19 protein-coding genes and 1 tRNA gene are annotated in these 18,925 nt (G+C 64.1%); 12 read left to right on the top strand and 8 right to left on the bottom strand.

Annotated elements, in window-relative coordinates:
* Positions 1–42: 42 nt before the first annotated feature.
* Positions 43–1,014 carry an NAD(P)H-quinone oxidoreductase gene (locus KPL76_RS02430; protein ID WP_216334869.1) on the bottom strand — a complete coding sequence of 324 codons (972 nt, stop codon included), beginning with the start codon at positions 1,012–1,014 and terminating at the stop codon, positions 43–45.
* A 236-nt stretch (positions 1,015–1,250) separates the two neighbouring features.
* On the opposite strand from KPL76_RS02430, the gene KPL76_RS02425 reads away from it, so the two are divergent.
* From KPL76_RS02425 to KPL76_RS02400, 6 genes are all read left to right on the top strand, one after another.
* Positions 1,251–1,323, top strand: a tRNA-Trp gene (locus tag KPL76_RS02425).
* A 159-nt stretch (positions 1,324–1,482) separates the two neighbouring features.
* On the top strand, positions 1,483–1,773 hold the full coding sequence (secE, locus tag KPL76_RS02420; RefSeq protein WP_205106728.1) for a preprotein translocase subunit SecE: 291 nt from the start codon (positions 1,483–1,485) through the stop codon (positions 1,771–1,773).
* A 47-nt stretch (positions 1,774–1,820) separates the two neighbouring features.
* Positions 1,821–2,831, top strand: a complete 1,011-nt coding sequence (gene nusG / locus KPL76_RS02415; protein WP_216334867.1) for a transcription termination/antitermination protein NusG — start codon at positions 1,821–1,823, stop codon at positions 2,829–2,831.
* A gap of 180 nt (positions 2,832–3,011) precedes the next feature.
* Entirely contained in the window at positions 3,012–3,443 is a 432-nt protein-coding gene (gene rplK, locus KPL76_RS02410; protein WP_188672284.1) for a 50S ribosomal protein L11, read from the top strand.
* Between the two features lie 9 nt (positions 3,444–3,452).
* Entirely contained in the window at positions 3,453–4,145 is a 693-nt protein-coding gene (gene rplA, locus KPL76_RS02405; protein ID WP_216334859.1) for a 50S ribosomal protein L1, read from the top strand.
* Positions 4,146–4,265: 120 nt separating this feature from the next.
* On the top strand, positions 4,266–4,796 hold the full coding sequence (locus tag KPL76_RS02400; RefSeq protein ID WP_216334857.1) for a GNAT family N-acetyltransferase: 531 nt from the start codon (positions 4,266–4,268) through the stop codon (positions 4,794–4,796).
* Between the two features lie 6 nt (positions 4,797–4,802).
* Here the strand turns inward: KPL76_RS02400 and KPL76_RS02395 are convergent, their stop codons facing one another.
* The 5 genes from KPL76_RS02395 to KPL76_RS02375 form a co-directional block, all read right to left on the bottom strand.
* Positions 4,803–5,843 (bottom strand): NADP-dependent oxidoreductase, encoded by a 1,041-nt coding sequence (locus KPL76_RS02395; RefSeq protein ID WP_371733927.1) that lies wholly within the window; start codon positions 5,841–5,843, stop codon positions 4,803–4,805.
* Positions 5,844–6,022: 179 nt separating this feature from the next.
* Positions 6,023–7,558 (bottom strand): putative Ig domain-containing protein, encoded by a 1,536-nt coding sequence (locus KPL76_RS02390; protein ID WP_216334849.1) that lies wholly within the window; start codon positions 7,556–7,558, stop codon positions 6,023–6,025.
* A 78-nt stretch (positions 7,559–7,636) separates the two neighbouring features.
* Positions 7,637–8,599, bottom strand: coding sequence for an acyl-CoA thioesterase (locus tag KPL76_RS02385; RefSeq protein WP_216334848.1), 963 nt, complete (start codon positions 8,597–8,599; stop codon positions 7,637–7,639).
* A complete protein-coding gene (locus KPL76_RS02380) occupies positions 8,596–10,050 on the bottom strand; it encodes a helix-turn-helix transcriptional regulator (RefSeq protein ID WP_216334847.1) in 1,455 nt (484 codons plus the stop codon). Before KPL76_RS02380 ends, KPL76_RS02385 begins: the two co-directional genes overlap by 4 nt.
* Positions 10,051–10,234: 184 nt before the next feature.
* A complete protein-coding gene (locus KPL76_RS02375) occupies positions 10,235–10,873 on the bottom strand; it encodes a YqaJ viral recombinase family protein (protein WP_371733926.1) in 639 nt (212 codons plus the stop codon).
* A 146-nt stretch (positions 10,874–11,019) separates the two neighbouring features.
* On the opposite strand from KPL76_RS02375, the gene KPL76_RS02370 reads away from it, so the two are divergent.
* Entirely contained in the window at positions 11,020–11,865 is an 846-nt protein-coding gene (locus KPL76_RS02370) for an NAD(P)-dependent oxidoreductase (RefSeq protein WP_216334841.1), read from the top strand.
* A 119-nt stretch (positions 11,866–11,984) separates the two neighbouring features.
* Here the strand turns inward: KPL76_RS02370 and KPL76_RS02365 are convergent, their stop codons facing one another.
* Positions 11,985–12,653 carry an ABC transporter ATP-binding protein gene (locus KPL76_RS02365; protein WP_216334839.1) on the bottom strand — a complete coding sequence of 223 codons (669 nt, stop codon included), beginning with the start codon at positions 12,651–12,653 and terminating at the stop codon, positions 11,985–11,987.
* A gap of 67 nt (positions 12,654–12,720) precedes the next feature.
* On the bottom strand, positions 12,721–14,271 hold the full coding sequence (locus KPL76_RS02360; RefSeq protein WP_216334837.1) for an ABC transporter permease: 1,551 nt from the start codon (positions 14,269–14,271) through the stop codon (positions 12,721–12,723).
* Between the two features lie 218 nt (positions 14,272–14,489).
* On the opposite strand from KPL76_RS02360, the gene KPL76_RS02355 reads away from it, so the two are divergent.
* The 5 genes from KPL76_RS02355 (at position 14,490) to rplL (ending at position 18,825) form a co-directional block, all read left to right on the top strand.
* Complete coding sequence (locus KPL76_RS02355; protein WP_305803668.1) at positions 14,490–15,251, top strand: response regulator transcription factor; 762 nt, start codon at positions 14,490–14,492, stop codon at positions 15,249–15,251.
* Complete coding sequence (locus tag KPL76_RS02350; protein WP_216334835.1) at positions 15,248–16,741, top strand: cell wall metabolism sensor histidine kinase WalK; 1,494 nt, start codon at positions 15,248–15,250, stop codon at positions 16,739–16,741. Before KPL76_RS02355 ends, KPL76_RS02350 begins: the two co-directional genes overlap by 4 nt.
* Positions 16,742–16,837: 96 nt before the next feature.
* Positions 16,838–17,590: a YqjF family protein gene (locus KPL76_RS02345; protein WP_253202123.1), complete on the top strand. Its 753-nt coding sequence runs from the start codon at positions 16,838–16,840 to the stop codon at positions 17,588–17,590.
* A 257-nt stretch (positions 17,591–17,847) separates the two neighbouring features.
* Positions 17,848–18,363, top strand: coding sequence for a 50S ribosomal protein L10 (gene rplJ / locus KPL76_RS02340; protein WP_216334831.1), 516 nt, complete (start codon positions 17,848–17,850; stop codon positions 18,361–18,363).
* A 78-nt stretch (positions 18,364–18,441) separates the two neighbouring features.
* On the top strand, positions 18,442–18,825 hold the full coding sequence (gene rplL / locus KPL76_RS02335) for a 50S ribosomal protein L7/L12 (RefSeq protein ID WP_205106759.1): 384 nt from the start codon (positions 18,442–18,444) through the stop codon (positions 18,823–18,825).
* The last annotated feature ends 100 nt before the right edge of the window (positions 18,826–18,925 follow it).

Here is an 18,925-nt window from a genome sequence, read left to right as displayed (position 1 = left end):
GGCGCGCCTGTTCGTGCACGTGCATAGTGGTCCTGCCGTGGGCTACGTCGTCAGCACGACCTTTCCGATGTGCGTTGACGATTCGAGGAGGCGATGGGCTTCTGCGGCCTCGGCCAGCGGAATGCGGGCGAAGATCACGGGCTTGACCTCACGGTTTTCGATGAGGGGCCAGACGTTCTCGCGAAGACTCGACACGATCGCGCCCTTGGCCGCAGCCGAGCGGGCCCGGAGGCTGGTGGCGTGGATCGTTCCGCGCTTCATCATGAGGGGGCCGAAGTTCAGGAGACCGGGGGTCCCCCCGAGGTTGCCGATGTTCAGGAGGTGGCCGTCCAATGCCAAGGCGCGCACGTTGCGTTCAAGGTAGGAGCCGCCCACTGAATCGAGGATGACCTGGGCGCCGGGCCCCTCTGCTTTGAGTCGTTCGACGAAGTCTTGCGTCTTGTAGTTGATGAGAATCTCCGCGCCCAGTTCCCGGCAGGCGTCGAGTTTCGTATCCGATCCTGCGGTGACCGCAACCCTCGCGCCACGCGCCCGTGCCAGTTGGATCGCCATGGTTCCGATACCGCTCGAGCCGCCGTGCACAAGAAGGGTCTCGCCTGCCCGAAGGTCGGCAAGCAGAAAAACGTTCGACCAGACTGTGGCTGCGACCTCGACCAGGCCGGCCGCGTCGACCAGTGAGACGGTTGAAGGAATGGGAAGCACCTGTTCCACCGGTACGCTCACTCGTTCGGCATAGCCGCCACCGGAGAGCAGGGCACACACTTCATCACCGACCGCGAATTCGCTCACCTCGTGGCCGAGGGCGGCGACAGTGCCGGAGACCTCCAGCCCCGGCCATTCCGGCGCGCCCTTCGGCGCTGGGTAGTTGCCCTCCCGTTGGCTGACATCTGCGCGGTTCACACCGGCAGCAGCGACGTTGATGAGCACGTCACGGGGCCCGACAGTGGGCTCAGGCACGTCGCCCAGTTGGAGCACTTCCGGCCCACCGAATGAAGAGATCACGACAGCTTTCATGATTCCAAGGTAACTCGTGCTAGGCAGGTTGACCCTCGACCGACTGGGCATCTTTGCGGTCGACTTCGATGTGACTTACACTAGGTGAAGGTAGTTGAAATCTGCCATGCTTTTTCATGCCCATTTTCAGTTTCCAGCGTCTTCTGGCGCGTGGTGCTGAGGGTGGGTGTAACGAAGCGTGCTGATGCTTCTCCGTGCGGCAACACTGTTGAGTGTGACAGGGTTGTCTCATCCTTAGGGTGGTGGCTCAATTGGTAGAGCAGCGGTCTCCAAAACCGCAGGTTGCAGGTTCGAGTCCTGTCCGCCCTGCAAATCAGCGCAGGCGTTTGCCCGTGTTGATCGTGGCCGAAAGGCTGGTCGTGGCTCACGAAGTGAAATCACGCACGTTGGGAACTCACCGTTCCGGGCGTGGCGCGAAATAACTTCACTGCCGCGATTCCTGGGGCCAGTTTGTGAAAGGTACTAACGGTGGCACGAAAGATAGTCGACGAACCCAGTGAGGCAGTCGTCGAACGCGCCAAGACGGATCGGGCAGCCAAGCGCAACCCGTTCTCGCGTCTCGTTCTTTTCATCAGACAGGTCCTTGCAGAACTTAAGAAGGTCGTCACTCCGACCCGCAAAGAGCTCATCAGCTACACGCTTGTCGTCCTCGTCTTCGTCGTCATCATGATGGCTTTGGTATCAGGGCTCGACTTCGTCTTCAGCTGGTTGGCCGTCTTCGTGTTCGGTGATCCGGGAACCAGCCCAATCGGCTCGTAGGGTTCCCTTTCGGCTCACCCTTCAGCAACAGAAATGGAACGTATTTAGTGTCTAAGTCAAACCGCGACGATCTCGATCTCGGCGCTGCTCGTGAGCAGTCAAGCGAGGTCGAAGAGGCTCAAGAGGGCGACAACATCGAAATCGAGTCGCCGACCGACCTCGATGCACTTCTGGCAGCCATCGATGGCGGAACCGGCGAAGAGCACTTCGACTCCGAAGACGTCGTCGACATCGAAGCCGACGCTGAGGTGAACGAAGCGCTCGACCCCGACAGCGCTGACGACACCGAGGCAGCACTCGAGGCCATCGAAGACGAAGAAGAGATCGACGGCGCCGACACTGACGCAGAAGACGACGACTTCATCTCCGATTCCGTTGTGACTGCCGACAGTGAGGGTGACCTCGAACTCGAGGCCGAGCTTGCTGAGGCGGCAGAGGTCGACCCCTACGAGGCGTTCCGCACCGAACTCCGATTCATGCCGGGCAAGTGGTACGTCATCCACTCTTACGCGGGCTTCGAGAAGCGCGTCAAGCAGAACATCGAGAGCCGCAAGAGTTCCATGGGCATGGAGGACTACGTCTACCAGGTCGAGGTGCCGATGGAAGACGTCGTCGAAATCAAGAACGGCCAGCGCAAGCTGGTCACGCGCGTTCGCATCCCCGGGTACGTGCTCGTTCGTATGGACCTCAACGAAGACAGCTGGTCTGTCGTGCGCCACACTCCCGGTGTGACCGGGTTCGTGGGCAACTCCCACAACCCGACTCCGCTTCGCTTCGAAGAGGCCTTCTCCATGCTCAAGAGCCTCGTGGAGATCATCGAAGTCCCCGTAGCGAAGGCAGGCGGGGCCAAGGGCGGCAAGGCCGTTTCCCGTTCGATCCCCGCGGAGATCGACTTCGAGATCGGCGAGACCATCACCATCAAGGAGGGCTCGTTCGCGGGCCTCCCCGGTACGATCAGCGAGATCAAGCCCGAGAGTGGCAAGCTCACGGTCCTGGTATCCCTGTTCGAGCGCGAGACTCCGGTGGAGCTCAGCTTCGACCAGGTCACCAAGCTGTAGTTACACATTCGCGTCGCCGCTGCTGCGGCGCGACGTCGTCCGATTCCCAGCGCAATGCGGTTGTGCCGGGAATCGGCTAAAGTAAGAAGGTTGCCTTCGGGCAATTCATCACCACCACCGCGGGGACAAGCCCTGTAGTGGGAGCGCCGCCTTCTGGCGGCACGAAAGAGAAGAGAAGAAATGGCACCGAAAAAGAAGGTCACAGGTCTGATCAAGCTTCAGATCAAGGCCGGCGCCGCCAACCCCGCACCGCCCATCGGGCCTGCGCTGGGACAGCACGGCGTGAACATCATGGAGTTCTGCAAGGCGTACAACGCAGCGACTGAAGACCAGCGCGGCAACGTCATTCCGGTTGAGATCACCGTGTACGAAGACCGTTCGTTCACGTTCATCCTGAAGACCCCGCCCGCCGCTGAGCTCATCAAGAAGGCAGCCGGCGTCGCCAAGGGTTCAGGCACCCCGCACACCGTCAAGGTAGCGAAGCTCACCAAAGACCAGGTTCGCGAGATCGCCCAGATCAAGCTGGCCGACCTCAACGCCAACGATCTCGACGCCGCGTCGCTGATCATTGCAGGAACCGCCCGCTCCATGGGCATCACGGTCGAGGCGTAGGAGGCTCTCATGGCACAGAAATCAAAGGCTTACCGGGCAGCCGCTTCGAAGATCGAAGAGGGCAAGCTCTACACCGCCGCCGAAGCCGTCGTTCTTGCAAAAGAGACCGGCTCGGCCAAGTTCGACAGCACCGTTGAGGTCGCCCTCAAGCTCGGTGTCGATCCCCGCAAGGCAGACCAGATGGTCCGCGGCACCGTGATTCTTCCCCACGGCACCGGTAAGACCGCCCGCGTCATCGTCTTCGCAACGGGCCCCGCGGCCGAAGCAGCAATCGCTGCCGGTGCTGACGAGGTCGGTGGCGACGAGCTGATCGAGAAGGTGGCCGCTGGCTACACCTCGTTCGACTCCGCCGTCTCGACCCCGGAGCTCATGGGCAAGGTCGGTCGTCTCGGAAAGGTTCTCGGCCCGCGTGGCCTCATGCCGAACCCGAAGACCGGCACCGTCACTCCCGACGTGGCGAAGGCTGTCACCGAGATCAAGGGTGGAAAGATCGAGTTCCGCGTCGACAAGCACTCCAACGTGCACTTCGTCGCCGGCAAGGTCAGCTTCACGCCCGACCAGCTTCGCGAGAACGTCGGCGCCGCGCTCGACGAGATCGTTCGCCAGAAGCCGTCCTCCTCGAAGGGCCGCTACATCACCAAGGGCACCGTTTCGACGACCTTCGGTCCTGGCATCCCCGTCGATGTGAACGCTCTGGTCTAACCACATTTGTTTGTGAGCGGCACGCGCTCACAAACCGTGAAGGGGCTCGCCGTAGGCGGGCCCCTTCCTTCGTGGCGGAGCATGCCACTTCACCTGCGCTGCCTTGTCTAGGCTGGGGGAGTGCCACTCGTTATTCGCAAGGCCGACGCGGCCGACGCTGCTCGCCTCGCCCTCATTGCCTCCGCCACTTTCGCCTTTGCGTGCCCACCGCATACCTCGGCCGCGGGCATCCAGCAGTTCATCTCGTCGACCCTGTCTGAAGCCCGGTTCGACGAATATCTCGCAGACGGCGAGCGGATGCTCTTCCTGGCTGAATTCGACGGGTTGCCGGTCGGCTACACCATGGTTGTCATGGGGCAGCCGACAGACCCCGAAGTGGCCCGCGCTCTCACAACAGGGCCCACCGCGGAACTCAGCAAGTGTTACGTTCTGCCGGGGCATCACGGCCGCGGGGTTGCCCACCGGCTCATGGAGCTGTCGGTGCAGTCGGCTCGTGAGCAGGGTGCGGCGGCCGTGTGGCTCGGGGTCAACAACGAGAATGCGAGGGCGAACCGCTTCTATGAGAAAAGTGGTTTCGTCGCTGTCGGCACCAAGACGTTCCTGGTGGGCGAAGAGCTCGAGCACGACTTTGTGCGCGAACGCCTGCTCTGACCGACGTCAGACCTGCTCTGCGACGGCGATGACCAGCTTGCCGCGGGTGTGCCCTTCTTCGATTCGTCGGTGGGCGTCAGCTGCGTGATCGAGATCGAAGATCTCGTCGACGTGCACGTGAACGTCTCCGGAGTTGATGAGCCGGGTGATCACAGTGAGCGTCGAGGCATCAGGTGAGACCTTATAGGTGGTGGCACGGAGTCCGAGCGCGTGGGCATCGTCGATGAGACCTGGCCAGCTCCCGCTGGGAGCGTTGACGAGCAGGCCACCCGGGCGAAGGGTCTGCAATGCCCGTGTGCCGGTGTCGTCGATCGTGTTGCCGATCAGGTCGATCACCACATCGACATTCGACACCTCGTCTTCGAAGCGGGTCGAGGCATAGTCGATGACCTCTGCGGCGCCGAGCTCATGCAGCCAACTCCCGTTGCGCGTCGATGAGGTCGCGATGACGTAGGCGCCGAAATACGCGGCGAACTGCACTGCGAAATGACCGACACCGCCAGAGCCGGCAAGGATGAGCATCCGCTGGCCCTCGTGGGCCTTGGCGACGTCCACAACCATTCCCCAGGCCGTCAGTGCGGCAACAGGAACAGCTGCGGCTTCGACAAGCGACAGGCGTGCTGGCTTCTTGCACAGTTGCATACTCGGTGCTGAGACGTATTCCGCGTAGGCGCCGAGACCGCGTGGGGCGCTCAGCATTCCATAGACCTCGTCACCGGGTTTCAGTGGGTGACTTTCATAGGGCGTCTCAATGACGACACCGCTGAAATCCTGCCCGAGAACGCAGGGGTAGCTCGCGATCGCCGCAGAGGCTCCTTTGCCGGCACGGGTCTTTGCATCGATCGGGTTGACTCCGGCCGCCGCGACCTTGACGAGCACCTCTGCGCTGATACGCACGGGAAGACCGATCTCTGCGGTGTGAAGGACCTCGGGGGAACCCGTCGAATCGATCACTGCGGCCTTCATTGTGGTCGGGAGAGTGCCGAGGTGATCGAATTCTGCCTGGGGATTGGACAAGGGACTCACTCCGGTCGTTTGCTGCGTCATCGGTAACCTTCCGTATGGTGCGATCAACACCGCTGGCGATCGCTAGGCATCGAATGTGCGTGTGTCCCACCAGTGGGGGACACGACCTAAGTAAACCTTTCTATTGATACAACGATGTTACGAGGGTGTCACCTTGTTGCTAACAAACCTGCTGTGAGGCGCACGGGGGGTGCTGAACGTCACTCTGACCGGCGGCTGGAGCGTGACGTGCGGCGGGGCAGGCTGAATGCGCCCACGATGACGAGCATCGCCCCGACGGCGATCAGGGGCCAGAGCGCGGCAATGTCGAGCCCAGTGTGGGCCAGTTGCGGTTTGGTGGCGGTGGTTCCCGACGAACTCGAGTTCGACCCGCCCGCTGACCCGGAAGCGCCGGTCGAGCCACTCGTTGCCGTCGGAGTTGGCGTGGGGGTCGGGTTTGGTGTCACCGCAGGCGCGACGTCGACTGTGTAGAACTTGGCTGAAGCGGGAAGTGTGTCGTTGATCGCGACCATGTCGAAGGTGATCGACCCCGGCGTCGTGGGGGTTCCCGAGATTTCGCCCGTTGTCGCATTCAGTGACAATCCAGCAGGAAGGGTATCGCCTGTGCCGAGCTCAAATGTGGGCGCAGGCAGCCCGCTTGCGGTGAAAGTGAAGCTGTAGGGCACGCCAACGGTGGCCGGGGGGAGCGCCCCCGAAGTCAGCGTCGGAGCGACGTGCGGGATCGTGTTCGGCAGCCGCGACACGGTGTCGTCGTTCTCGTTGGCAACGTAGACGCTGGGAAACTGTGACGCGTCTGCAACAATCCCTCGAGGGCCTGAACCTGTTGACAATGTGAGCTTCTGCGACTTCTTGGGATCTCTGCCATCGAACTGGGTTACAGCGGAATCCGAGTTACCCGAAACAAAGACACTGTGCGTGGAAGGATCGACCGAGAGGCCCGTCGGCGCTCCGGGGATATCCATGGAGTCCAGAGTCGCTGCAGGATCAGCTTCGTCGAACCAGCTGATCTGTGAGATGAGAAGGTTTGTGACGAAGACTCTGTGGGTGCTGTTGTCGACCGCGAGCGCGCCTGGCACAGTGAACCCACCGATCGTTGTCGCCACGGGCGCAGCGGCTGATCCGTCGAAGAAGGACACAGAAGAACCGAAGGCATTGCCCACATACACCTCGTGTGAGGTCTGATCGACCGCGATTCCGCGAGGTGTGGCCCCGACTCCCACGGTGGCAATCACCGTGGGAGTGACAGCTCGTCCATCCAGAATGGAAACCGTTGCTGCGCCGGAATTCGCCACGAAGACCCTGCCCGACGAGGCGTCCACCGCGACTCCGTCGGGTGCCGCCCCGACTGCCGTGCTCGTGATCGTCGGCACAGGCAGTTCGCCATCGAAGATCTTCGGCGACGCCGAACCATGGCTTGCCACGAAAACCCGGCCGGTGACCGGGTCGACCGCCACGCCGCGGAGGTCGGTTCCTACTGCTGGGAAGGTGTCGGCAACAGGCGTCACTGCCGCGCGTCCGTCGAATCGCGAGACCGAGCCGTCTGCGGAATTTACGACGAAGACATTTCCCGTCGCGGAGTCGTACGCCATGCCCTGCGGATGGCTGCCGACGATAACAGGAGCTACCACTGCATGAGCAGCCGAAGCAGAACCGAAGAGCACGAGGCCCAAAGCGCCAGCCCCGAGAACGGAGGCCGCAAGGGTGCGAAAGGTGAAGGAAGATCGAGAAAGGCGCATAGGGGTGAGGCTATCTCACCTCAGGATTGCTGTGCAACCCTCGACTTTGGCGTGGGTCTGCTGTGCTCGCAGCCTCGACTACCGCGCCGAAACCTGCAGCGGCGGCAGGTGTGTGGAACCCGAGCGGAGCTGGCTGAGGTGGCGTGCGTGGGCGTCGAGCCGATCATCCTCTGCGGTGACGGGCACCCAGGGCCTCACAGCGGTGGTGTGCCCCGAGTCGTCGAGTGCAGCCATGATCGTCAGGCAGTGCGTAGTGAGCTGGAACTCGCGTTCCCGCGGGTCACGCGAGCGCACGTGGGTGGAGATATGCATCGCTGAGTGCCCAGTGTGCACCAGACGTGCCTCGACCTCGACCAGGTGGCCGATGGGGATGGGCCGGTAGAACCGGATGCCACCCGAGTACACGGTGATCGCGTCGAGCCCGCTCCAGGTCGAGGCGCAGGCAAGGGCAGCCTCATCGATCCAGCGCATTACGGTGCCACCGTGGGTCTTGCCGCCCCAGTTCACGTCGGTCGGGGCCGCGAAGAAGCGCATCGTCACGATCTCTGCGGTGCCCTCCGAGGAGTAGACCTGGCCCTTCATGGCCTCTTCGATGCGGGCGCGGATGTCGATGCGGTTCACGGCATCGTTGTAGAGGCTGGCGTCTTCGTCGGTCTGGGGAACCCACGGTTCGACGGGCTGTGGCCTGGCATCCGCACCCATGGCGACGAAGATCACCATGCAGTCGCTGGAGGTGACATAGCGGCCGACCTTGGGGTCTGCCGAGGTGACGTTCACCCTGATGTGCATGCTCGAGCGCCCGGTGTAGACGAGTTTCGCGCGTACCTCGACAAGGTTGCCCGAGTCGATGGGGGCGACGAAGCTCACGCTGCCGACGTAGGCCGTTACGCAATAGGTCGCGCTCCAGCCCACAGCGCAGGCGTAGGCGGCCTTGTCGATCCACTCGAGCACCCGGCCAGCGTGCACCTTGCCGCCGATGCTGGCGACATCGTTGGGCGATGCGAGAAAGCGGAGCGTGACTTCGGGGGCGCCGTGCATCATGATTGGCTCGCCCTGGTGAGCTCGTGCTCAGGGTCGTGACGGTCGAGAAACTCGAAGACCTCCGTGCTGTCGACGCCGGGGAACGAGCCGGTCGGCATCGCAGCGAGCAGGCTCGAATTCAACCGGGCGCTCGGCCACGACTTGGTCTGCCATTTTCTCGACAGTGCCGTGGAGGGCTGCCGGCAACACGTCGGGTCTGGGCACGTCGAGGCGAACCGGGTGTCGGTGTCGCGGCCCCGGAACCAGCGCGCGTCGGCAAACGGGGTGCCCACGCTGATCGAGAAGTGACCGCGGGAGGTGGTCTGGATGCGCGAGGTGCACCAGTACGTACCCGTCGGTTTGTCGGTGTACTGGTGGTAGGGGCTGAACCGGTCTTCGGCGTCGAACACCTGCCGGGCACTCCAGTACCGGCAGACGATCTGGCCCTCGACCGACCCGAGCGCATCGGTCGGGAAGACGACGTCGTCATTCTCGTAGGCCTTCACGACAGAACCCGTCTCGTGCACCTTGAGGAAGTGCACGGGGATACCGAGGTGCTCCGTCGCCAGGTTGGTGAAACGGTGTGCCGCGGTCTCGTAGTTCACGCTGAAGGCGTCGCGCAGGTCTTCGACCGAGAGCTCGCGCTGGGCCTTGGCGCGCTGCAGGAACTCGACGGCCGTGTGTTCGGGGATGAGCAGAGCGCCTGCGAGGTAGTTCGTCTCGACACGCTGGCGGAGGAAGTCCCCGTAGCCCGTCGGCTCCTCGTGCCCGAGTACGTGGCTGGCCAGGGCCTGCAGCAGAACGGTGCGCGGGTCGGCGTCGGGGCTCTGTGCGCGGGGCACGTAGATGCGCCCGTTCGCCAGGTCGGTGATCGACCGGGTCGACCCCGGCAGGTCGGCCACGTAGTGCAGTGTGAAGCCGAGGTGCGAAGCGAGATCGGATGCGACGCGTTGCGAGAGCGGGCCGCCCAGGTGACCGACGGCCTCGAGCAACTTCTGCGCTGTCGTCTCGAGTTCGGCGAAGTAGTTGTTGCGCCCCCGCATGTGTGCGCGCAGCTCGGTGTTGGCGCGGCGGGCCTCCTCGGGGGTCGCGATGCGCTCGCCGTGCATCCGCTTGATTTCGTGATGCAGGCCGAGAATCGTCTCGATCGCCTCGTCGCTGAGGGTCTTGCGCGCGGGCACCGCGGGGAGGCCGAGCGAGGAGTAGAGCTGGCCGCGCTGGATGCGCTCGAGGGCGATCTCCAGGGCCGCGCGACGGCTGGGCGGTTCGGAATCGAGGAGCTGTTCGACCGTGACGTCGAGGGCCGTGGCAAAGCGTTGCATGTCGCCGAGCTTCAGTTCGCGCTTGCCGTTCTCGACGACAGAGACCTGCGACGCTGCCCGCCCGACGGCAGAGCCGAGGGCGTCGAGGGTCATTCCTTTGTCGGAGCGCAGCTGGCGGATCCGTCGGCCGACGGTGAGTGAATCGAGCATGACTTCATCTTGGCTGCGCGCGGGCGACGGCAGAGCGAACTCGTCCCGCCGACATCGCTCCTTCTTTCATAAATCGAAAGAAGTGCCATTCTTCTGCTCGCGAGCCCGCTTTCTGTGGGATCGACTTTCCCGAAGGTGCGCGAAAGTCGCCCTTTTCTTGCACATTCGGGCAAGTCGACGGAGGTCAGCGGCGCTGCATGAGGCCGAGCAACTGGTCGGCCAGGCGAACGAGCTGGGCGATCTCGTTGTCGTCGCGGTCGATCCAGCGGCACTCGGGTTCGGCCGAGAGAGGCACGAACTCCGCGTGCTGCTCCCAGACCAGGAGGGTGCGCTCTGCGCCCAGCACGTACTGCTGCCACCAGATCTGCCGAAGGTAGTGGCGGGGTACCGACTTCCACGCCTTGTTCGTCGTCTTGATCTCGGCGAGTTCGGTGTCGCCGGTTGCGGTCACGGCGATTCCGTCGGGCGTGGCCAGGTGAAGTGGCCGGCCGTGCGCGTGGAAGAGCACCGTGCTCGGCGCGATGCCGTGTTCACGGTGCACCCAGGCGGCGATGTGCGGCTCGCGGTCTCTACCGTGGTCTGTGTAGGCGTTACCGCCGAAGTTGTGGCCGTTCAGCTTGTCGTAGGCCGCGTTCTCGACCGAGCGTTGGGTGGTGAGCCGCGCGGCATCGGTGGCGGTGACCCCGCGCGAACGTGCCCTGATCCACGCCACGCGGTCAGTCGAATCGGCGACGACGCGCGACAGGTGGGCCGGCACGAAGGCCACGGCAGGCGCCAGCTCGTCTTCTTCCCACGGGAAGGTCAAAGTCAAGGCCGTCGTCACGATTCCATTCTCTCGCTGTGACGGTGGAACACTTGACCAGACACGGCTGGTCTCGCTCGAGGTGGCGCAAACTGCTCTTACCACTGGGCCTCAGCAGCATTTTGCGTCACGTGCTTGGCGGTCATCCACAAGAGTAAAGGCGAACAATGCGCATTGCAGTTACCGGCGGTTCAGGCAAACTCGGCAGAACAGTGGTCGACCATCTGCGGGAGGTAGGGCACGAGGTGTTCAACCTCGACGTGGCCGGCCCACGCGACAGCACGATCCGCGTCGATTTCACGAACTACGGCGAGGCCCTCGACGCCCTGCTGGGCGTGAACGACAGGTACGACGGTGTGGATGCCCTGGTTCACCTTGCCGCAATACCGGCGCCGGGCATCCGCTCTGATGTCGCCACGTTCGACAACAACATGCTCTCGACGTTCCATGTGCTGCACGCGGCGCGGCGCGCAGGAATCACGAACATCGTGACCGCGTCGAGCGAGACCGTGCTCGGCCTGCCTTTCGACACCCCGCCGCCCTACATTCCGGTGGACGAGGAGTACCCAGCCCGCCCTGAATCGGTGTATTCGCTCACGAAGCACCTCGAGGAACAGCTGGCGATCGAGCTGACGCGCTGGAGCCCGGAGCTGAAGATCGTCGCGCTGCGGTTCTCGAACGTCATGTACGAGGAGGACTATGCCGAGTTCCCGTCGTTCGATGCCGATGCGCGCCTGCGTAAGTGGAACCTCTGGGGATACATCGACTCGCGCGATGGGGCGCAAGCCGTGCTCAAGGCGCTGGAGTTCGAGGGCACGGGCTTCGAGCGATTCATCATTGCTGCGGCCGACACCGTCATGAGCCGGAGCAACGACGAGCTGGTGGCGGAGGTGTTCCCCGACACGCCTGTGCGCGGCGAGCTCGGCGAGAACACGACCCTGCTCTCGATCGACAAGGCTCGCAGAGTGCTGGGGTACGCACCGCAACACTCGTGGAGAGACGCTCGCTCGTAGGACTGCCGCGGAACATCGATCAACCATCGGCCCTCAGTGAAACCTCCGCGCTGGGCGGCTTGGTTTGGCTGTGGGCCGACGATTGATCGATTCAGGCGGCGGGTCGGGGGCAGGTGGTGTCAGGCCTCGCGCACCGTGCCGCCCTTGATGTGCAGTCGGCGTTCGGCGCGCCGGGCGACCGCGGTGTCGTGCGTCACGATGATGAGCGTGAGCCCCTTCTCGCGCCAGAAGCCCTCGAGCAACTGCATGATCTCGTCGCGAGTCTCTTCATCGAGGGCGCCCGTCGGTTCGTCGGCGAGCAGTACATCGGGGGACTTCACCAGCGCCCTCGCGATGGCCACCCGCTGCTGCTGCCCACCGGAGAGCTCAGCCGGTCGGTGAGTCAACCTGTCGCCGAGGCCCACGGAGGCCAGGGCATCCTGAGCCTTCGCGCGCCGCTCAGAGCCCGGCATCCCCAGCGGTGCGAGCGCCGTCTCGACGTTCTCCTGCGCCGTCAGGGTCGGGATCAGGTTGAAGCTCTGGAAGACGAAGCCGATCTCCCGCGCGCGAATCTCGGCCAGGGCGTTGTCGCCGAGTCTCGAGAGCGTCGAACCCCCCAGCAGCACTTCGCCGGAGCTCGGCCGGTCGAGCGCGCCCAGCATCTGCAGCAGAGTGGACTTGCCACCGCCGGTCGGCCCCTGCACGGCGACCATCTGGCCGTCGGGAATGCTGAGAGTCACATCGTCCAGCGCGACAACGGTTCGCTTCGCCTGGCTGTAGCTCTTTGAGACGTTCTTCAACTCGTACATGGATGATCTCCAGAAGTCGGTGTGAGGGATGAGTGGATCGGCCCTGATGCGGGGCTGGAAGCGCAGGCTAGGCGACTGAGCGCAGTGCCTCAGCCGGGCGCAGGCGAGCCGCCCGCCAACCACCGATGGCCCCGGCGAGCAGGCCGCCCAGAACAGCCAGCCCCACAGCGATCAGGACGATCTCGATGGTGAAGGGTGCGTGGAGGACGACGGTCGAAGTTGCCTGGTTCGCCGCAGCGCCGAAACCGCCGCCAGCACCACGCTGGCCGAAGCCGCCGCCCCCGCCGGTCGCCCCGCCGCCCGTTGCAGCAGACCCTGCCGTACCGGCTGCGCGCCGTGCTGCCCCGCCGAACCCACCACCCGTGGTGGCTGAGCCGGTCAATGTGGGGGAGATGGCATTCACGATCGCGATGCCGGCGATTCCCACGACGACACCGATGACCCCGCCGATGAGGCCCTGCACCACCGATTCTCCGGCGACCTGGCGCACGATGCGCCCGTTGCTCCAGCCGATGGCCTTGAGCGTGCCGAACTCACGCGTTCTGCGGGTCACTCCCGAGATCGTGAACAGGATGGCAATCAGGAACGCCGCGGCTAGCACGAGGATCGACAGCCAGGTACCCAGGCTGCTCACCAGCGATGATGCAGTCGACAGGGAGCCGGAGACGGTCGAGGCGAGGTCGGCCTGTGTGTTCACGGTAGCCGTCGGCAAGGCCGTCTTGAGGTCTGCTGCAAGCTGGTCGACACCGCTGGAGGAGGCGGCCTGTACGTAGACCGTGCTCAGCTTGCCGGTGTTGCCCGAAAGGGACTGGGCGACATCCAGGGGCACATAGACGTTCGCAGCGGTTGTCGAATCCGTGCCGGTCGAATCGACTGTGCCGACGATCTGGAACGCTGTTCCGCCGATCGTGATGGTGCCACCGACGGCGAGCGACGCACTGGTGGCATAGCTGCTGTCGAGAACGGCGACATCGGTGCCGGCGTCACTTGTCGCAAGAACGCGCCCGGTCGCAACGGCAACCGACGAGAGGGGCCCGACCGAATCGCCCGCGGAGTCGACGCCGAGCACGCTGAATCTGTTGAGGTTGAAGGCGCTCCCTCCCGCGCCGTCTGCACCGCCGGTGGGCGGCGTCGCGTTGGTCGCTCCGCCCGGGGTGCGGTTGCCACCGGTGGCACCCGCCTGACGGTTCGGCACCTGCCCGCTGAACGTGATGTTCTCGAGCGACAGGGTGCCGGTGGCGGCGGCGACTCCACTCACTCCCTGCACCGTTGCCAGCTGGCCGGCATCGAAGACCGTCTGCGTCGGAGTGCTGACGAGCCGGGACTGGCTGAGATTGGTCGTGCCTCCCGAGGTGTCACCTGAGCCCGACCCGAAGGCGAATCCCTGCTGGCCACCGCCAGCGGCTCCGGCAGTCGGCGGAGTGGCCGCCTGGCTGATCGTCACGTCGGTGCCGACGCCATAGACGGAGGCGAGTACAGAGGCCTGTGCGTTCTGCACTCCGGCAGAGATCGAGTTGACCAGGATGACCAACCCGATCGCCAGGGCCATGCCGATGGCGATGATGATGGTCTGTCTGCGGCGGCCGAGTAGTTCTCGCCGCAAGTAGGTACCGAACACGGGTGCTCCTCGTAGATCCAGCTGTCTCGGCCCGGGGCAGGCAGAGAGGGTGAGTCGAACAGCGAGAATCTAGGAGCGTGTCTTATCGAATTGCCAAGGAGAAGCTATGAATCAGCTGTGCCTGAGAGCTTGCTCAGAGAAATGGACATTTTCAATTCACAGACCACGCGTAGGCGATTCATAGACTTGTCATAGAAAAGAACGATTACCTAAGGGCTGTGACCATAGACAACTCAAGGCTTCCTTCCAGTTCCTCGGCGAGCAGGCCGCGACTCTCGAGAGCCGACGGCTCCCCGGTGCGTGCCCTCGTCGTCGACGACGAGCCCACCCTGACCGACCTGCTGTCGATGGCACTGCGCTACGAGGGATGGGACGTCAAGACGGCCAGCGAAGGCCGCCAGGCCGTGACGCTGGCCCGCGAGTTCCGCCCCGACGTCATCGTTCTCGATGTGATGCTCCCCGACATCGATGGGCTCCAGGTGTTGTCCCGCGTTCGCGGCGATGGGCAGGAGACCCCTGTTCTCTTCCTTACGGCGAAAGACTCGCTGGATGATCGGATCGCCGGCCTCACCGCGGGTGGCGACGACTACGTCACCAAGCCGTTCAGTCTCGAAGAGCTGGTGGCCCGCCTGCGTGGCCTGCTCCGCCGTTCGACCGTTCTCGTCACCGACGCCGTCGACCCCGAGGTCGTGGTGGGCGATCTCGTGTTGAACGAAGACAGCCACGAGGTGCACCGCTCCGGCGAGCCGATCGAACTCACCGCCACAGAATTCGAGCTCCTGCGCTTCCTCATGCGCAACCCTCGCCGGGTGCTCAGCAAGGCCCAGATCCTCGACCGGGTCTGGAGCTACGACTTCGGTGGGCGCTCGAGCGTCGTCGAGATCTACATCTCCTACCTGCGAAAGAAGGTCGACGCGGGTCGCCCGCCGATGATCCACACTGTGCGCGGCGCCGGCTACATGCTGAAGACCGCGCCGTGACCCTCCGTCGCCGGCTCGTTCTGAGCGTCGGCGCCCTGATCGTCCTGCTCGGCCTGGCCATCGGGCTCGTGAGCACGCTCACGCTCAACGGCGTGCTCGTGAACAAGCTCGACGAACAGCTCCCCGGCGGCTCATCGAGCAGTGCGGGAGGGCCTCCGCCGGGCGGAACGTTCACTCTGCAGCTCCGCGGGGGCGACCTCTCCACGTTTCTCGACCGACAGCCGCTCGGAACAGTCGGGGTGATCGTGTCCGGTGGCCAGGTGCTGTACTCAGGCACCGTCATCAGCTCGTCGAGCGCCACTTCCTTCGGTGGAACCGAAGTGGTTCCGCTCGCGTCCGCACGAGCCCTGCAACTCGCAGCCGTCACTCCCGGCCAGAAGCCGGTCACCGTCGACCTCGGAACCGGGCTCGGCCAGTACCGCGTCGTCTCGCTTGAAACGACCAATGGCTACACCGTCGTGCTCGGCCTCTCCCTGGCGCCCGTCCAGGCGACCGTTACGCAACTCGCCATCACCACCGTCGTCGTGACCCTGGCCGGCCTCCTCGTCGCCGTTCTGCTCGGCGGACTCATCATCACTCTCGCCCTCCGGCCCCTGCAGCGCGTGGCCGACACCGCTGCCCACGTTGCAGAGCTCCCGCTCGACCGGGGCGAAGTCGCCCTCGCCGTGCGCGTCCCCGAGCGAGACACGAACCCGAAGACCGAGGTCGGCCGGGTCGGTAACGCCCTGAACCGGATGCTCGAACACGTGTCGTCTGCGCTCACCGCGCGCCAGCAGTCCGAAGACAAGGTGAGGCAGTTCGTGGCCGACGCCAGCCACGAGCTGCGCACCCCACTCGCGTCGATCAGGGGGTACGCCGAGCTCACCCGCCGCCAGGACGAAACCCTGCCCACCGACGTGACGCATTCCCTGGCCCGCATAGAGTCGGAAGCGACGCGAATGACGTCACTCGTCGAAGACCTGCTGCTGCTCGCGCGACTCGACTCGAGCCCGGACGTGGCTCATGACGCCGTCGACCTGACGCTCACTCTCGTGGATGCCGTCAGCGACGCCCACGCGGCCGGGCGCGACCACGACTGGATCCTCGACCTGCCTGAAGAACCCGTCGAGGTCGAAGGAGATGCTGCCCGTCTCTACCAGATCACGGCAAACCTGCTGGCCAACGCCCGCGTCCACACACCCGCCGGTACGCACGTGACGGCTGGGCTCGAGGAGATCGCGGTCTCCGGGAAGAAGTTTGCGGTCATCAGCGTCGCTGACGACGGCCCCGGCATCGACCCTGCCGTCATGCCGACCCTCTTCGAGCGGTTCGTTCGCGGTGACGTATCGCGTTCGCGGCACGCCGGCAGCACCGGACTCGGCCTGGCGATCGTGTATGCGGTTGCTGAGGCGCACGGTGGCACTGTCACGGTTGAAAGCGTGCCGGGTCACACGGTGTTCAGGGTGACGTTGCCCGTGACCTATGCCGCGCCCGCCCCCATCGCTGCCTGACGTGGCCGGTGCGCGGGCCGCCGCACGGGCAGGATGATCGTCCCGGCGCATCTCGATGACGATACCGATCACGCGCCACAGGTACAGAATGGTTCCGTGAGTTCCTCTCCGCACGCCATCACCCGCCCGATCCTGCGCCAGCAGTGGCGCAACCTCACCTTTCTCCACTGGCGCATCGACAGCGCAGTCGCTGCCTCCCTCATGCCCGCGGGAATCGTTCCCGATGAGTTCGACGGAAGCTCGTGGGTAGGCCTGGTGCCGTTCACGCTTCGCAACACGCAGTTCGGCCCCTCCCCGGCACTCCCGTTCTACGGAACGTTCCACGAGACCAACGTGCGCCTCTATGCGCGCGACGCAGAGGGGCGTCGGGGAGTCGTCTTCCTCTCGCTCGAGGCCGAGCGACTCGCGGCAGTCCTCGGCGCACGAGTGGCGTTCGGGCTCCCGTACATCTGGTCGCACATGCGCGTTCGCAAGACCGGGGGAACGATCGTGTACACCTCGCGCAGGCATTCGACTCCCCGGGGTGAGGTCGACTCTGCAGTGTCGGTGCGGCCGGGCGCCCGCATCGAGCATCCGGATGCCCTGGCCGACTTTCTCACCGCCCGCTGGGCGCTGTTCTCAAGGCACCTCGGCCGAACGCTCTACCTGCCGAACAACCACCAGCCGTGGCCGTTGCAGCAGGCGGAGCTGCTCGACTTCTCAGACACGCTCATCACCCGCGCGGGGCTCCCGGGTGTGGCCAACAGGCCGCCCGACTCTGTGCTGTTCTCCACCGGAGTGGACGCCATCTTCGGTCGCCCCCAGCCTTTCAACGCCGGCGAGTTGCGTGCCGGGGTCACGACAGGCTAGTCTGTACGAAGCCAAAGACCGCTGGTCATCGGTGTGCGCAGATTCGTGAGAACGAAGACGTGTGCTCCGGTCGAAGTTTCGCAGAAGCGAAGCCCGCGCAGGTGTTCGAAGTCAGTTTCTTCGGGTTGTGAATGACCACGGTCATCCATGCCAGCTGAAATCCAAGCTCCGCACTCCTGTGCCGGAGCTTTTTTTGTTGTGTTACCGGGGCTGCCCAGCACAGTTTTTCAACGAAAACTATTTATCCAAGGAGCGCCATGGCGAACAAAGAAGCCACGGTTGCCGAACTCTCCGAACTTTTCGAGAGCTCGACCGCCGTTCTGCTTACTGAGTACCGCGGTCTCACTGTTGCGCAGCTGACAAAGCTGCGCCGTTCGATCAGTGAGCACGCCACCTACGCCGTGGTAAAGAACACGCTGACCAAGATCGCGGCCAACAAGGCCGGCATCACTTCGTTTGACGACGAACTGGTGGGTCCTTCCGCTATCGCTTTCGTTCACGGTGACCCCGTGACCGTGGCAAAGGCTCTGCGCGACTTTGCCAAGGCAAACCCTCTTCTGAGCGTGAAGGGCGGTTACTTCGACGGTAACCCGCTGACCGCTGAAGAGGTCACCAAGCTCGCCGACCTCGAAAGCCGGGAGGTGTTGCTGGCGAAGTTCGCCGGTGCCGCCAAGGCTTCGCTGTTCGGTGTCGCCTATCTGTTCAACGCACCGCTCTCGAAGGCCGTTCGCACGGTCGAGGCGCTGCGCGAGAAGCAGGAGTCCGGCAACTAGGTTGTGACCCCGTGCATTCCGCACGCGAGTCGCACCTGACCGTCGGTAGTAAACACAAACCAACACAAGGAGAAAAAAATGGCAAAGCTGTCACAAGACGAGCTCATCGATGCCTTCAAGGAGCTCACGCTCATTGAGCTCAGCGAGTTCGTGAAGAAGTTCGAAGAGGTCTTCGAGGTCACCGCTGCTGCTCCCGTGGCAGTCGCTGCTGCCGGTGGCGCTGCTGCGGCCGTCGAAGAGGTCGAAGAGAAGACGGCGTTCGACGTCATCCTCGAGGCCGCTGGCGAGAAGAAGATCCAGGTCATCAAGGAGGTGCGCGCTATCACCAGCCTCGGCCTCGGTGAGGCGAAGGCACTCGTTGACGGAGCACCCAAGCCTGTTCTCGAAGGCGTCAACAAGGAAGCTGCCGACAAGGCAGTCGCCCAGCTGCAGGCAGCCGGCGCGACGGTTACCCTCAAGTAACTCCGCTTCACAGCTCTCACGAAGGGGCGTCAGGGTGAAAACCCTGGCGCCCCTTTTGTCTTGCGGATGAGAGCGCGATCATTTACTGTGTAGTCTCCCA

This window comes from Subtercola sp. PAMC28395 (assembly GCF_018889995.1).
Taxonomy (GTDB): domain Bacteria; phylum Actinomycetota; class Actinomycetes; order Actinomycetales; family Microbacteriaceae; genus Subtercola.
Note: the sequence above shows the minus strand (reverse complement) of the source record. Positions and strands in the feature narration are given on the sequence as shown.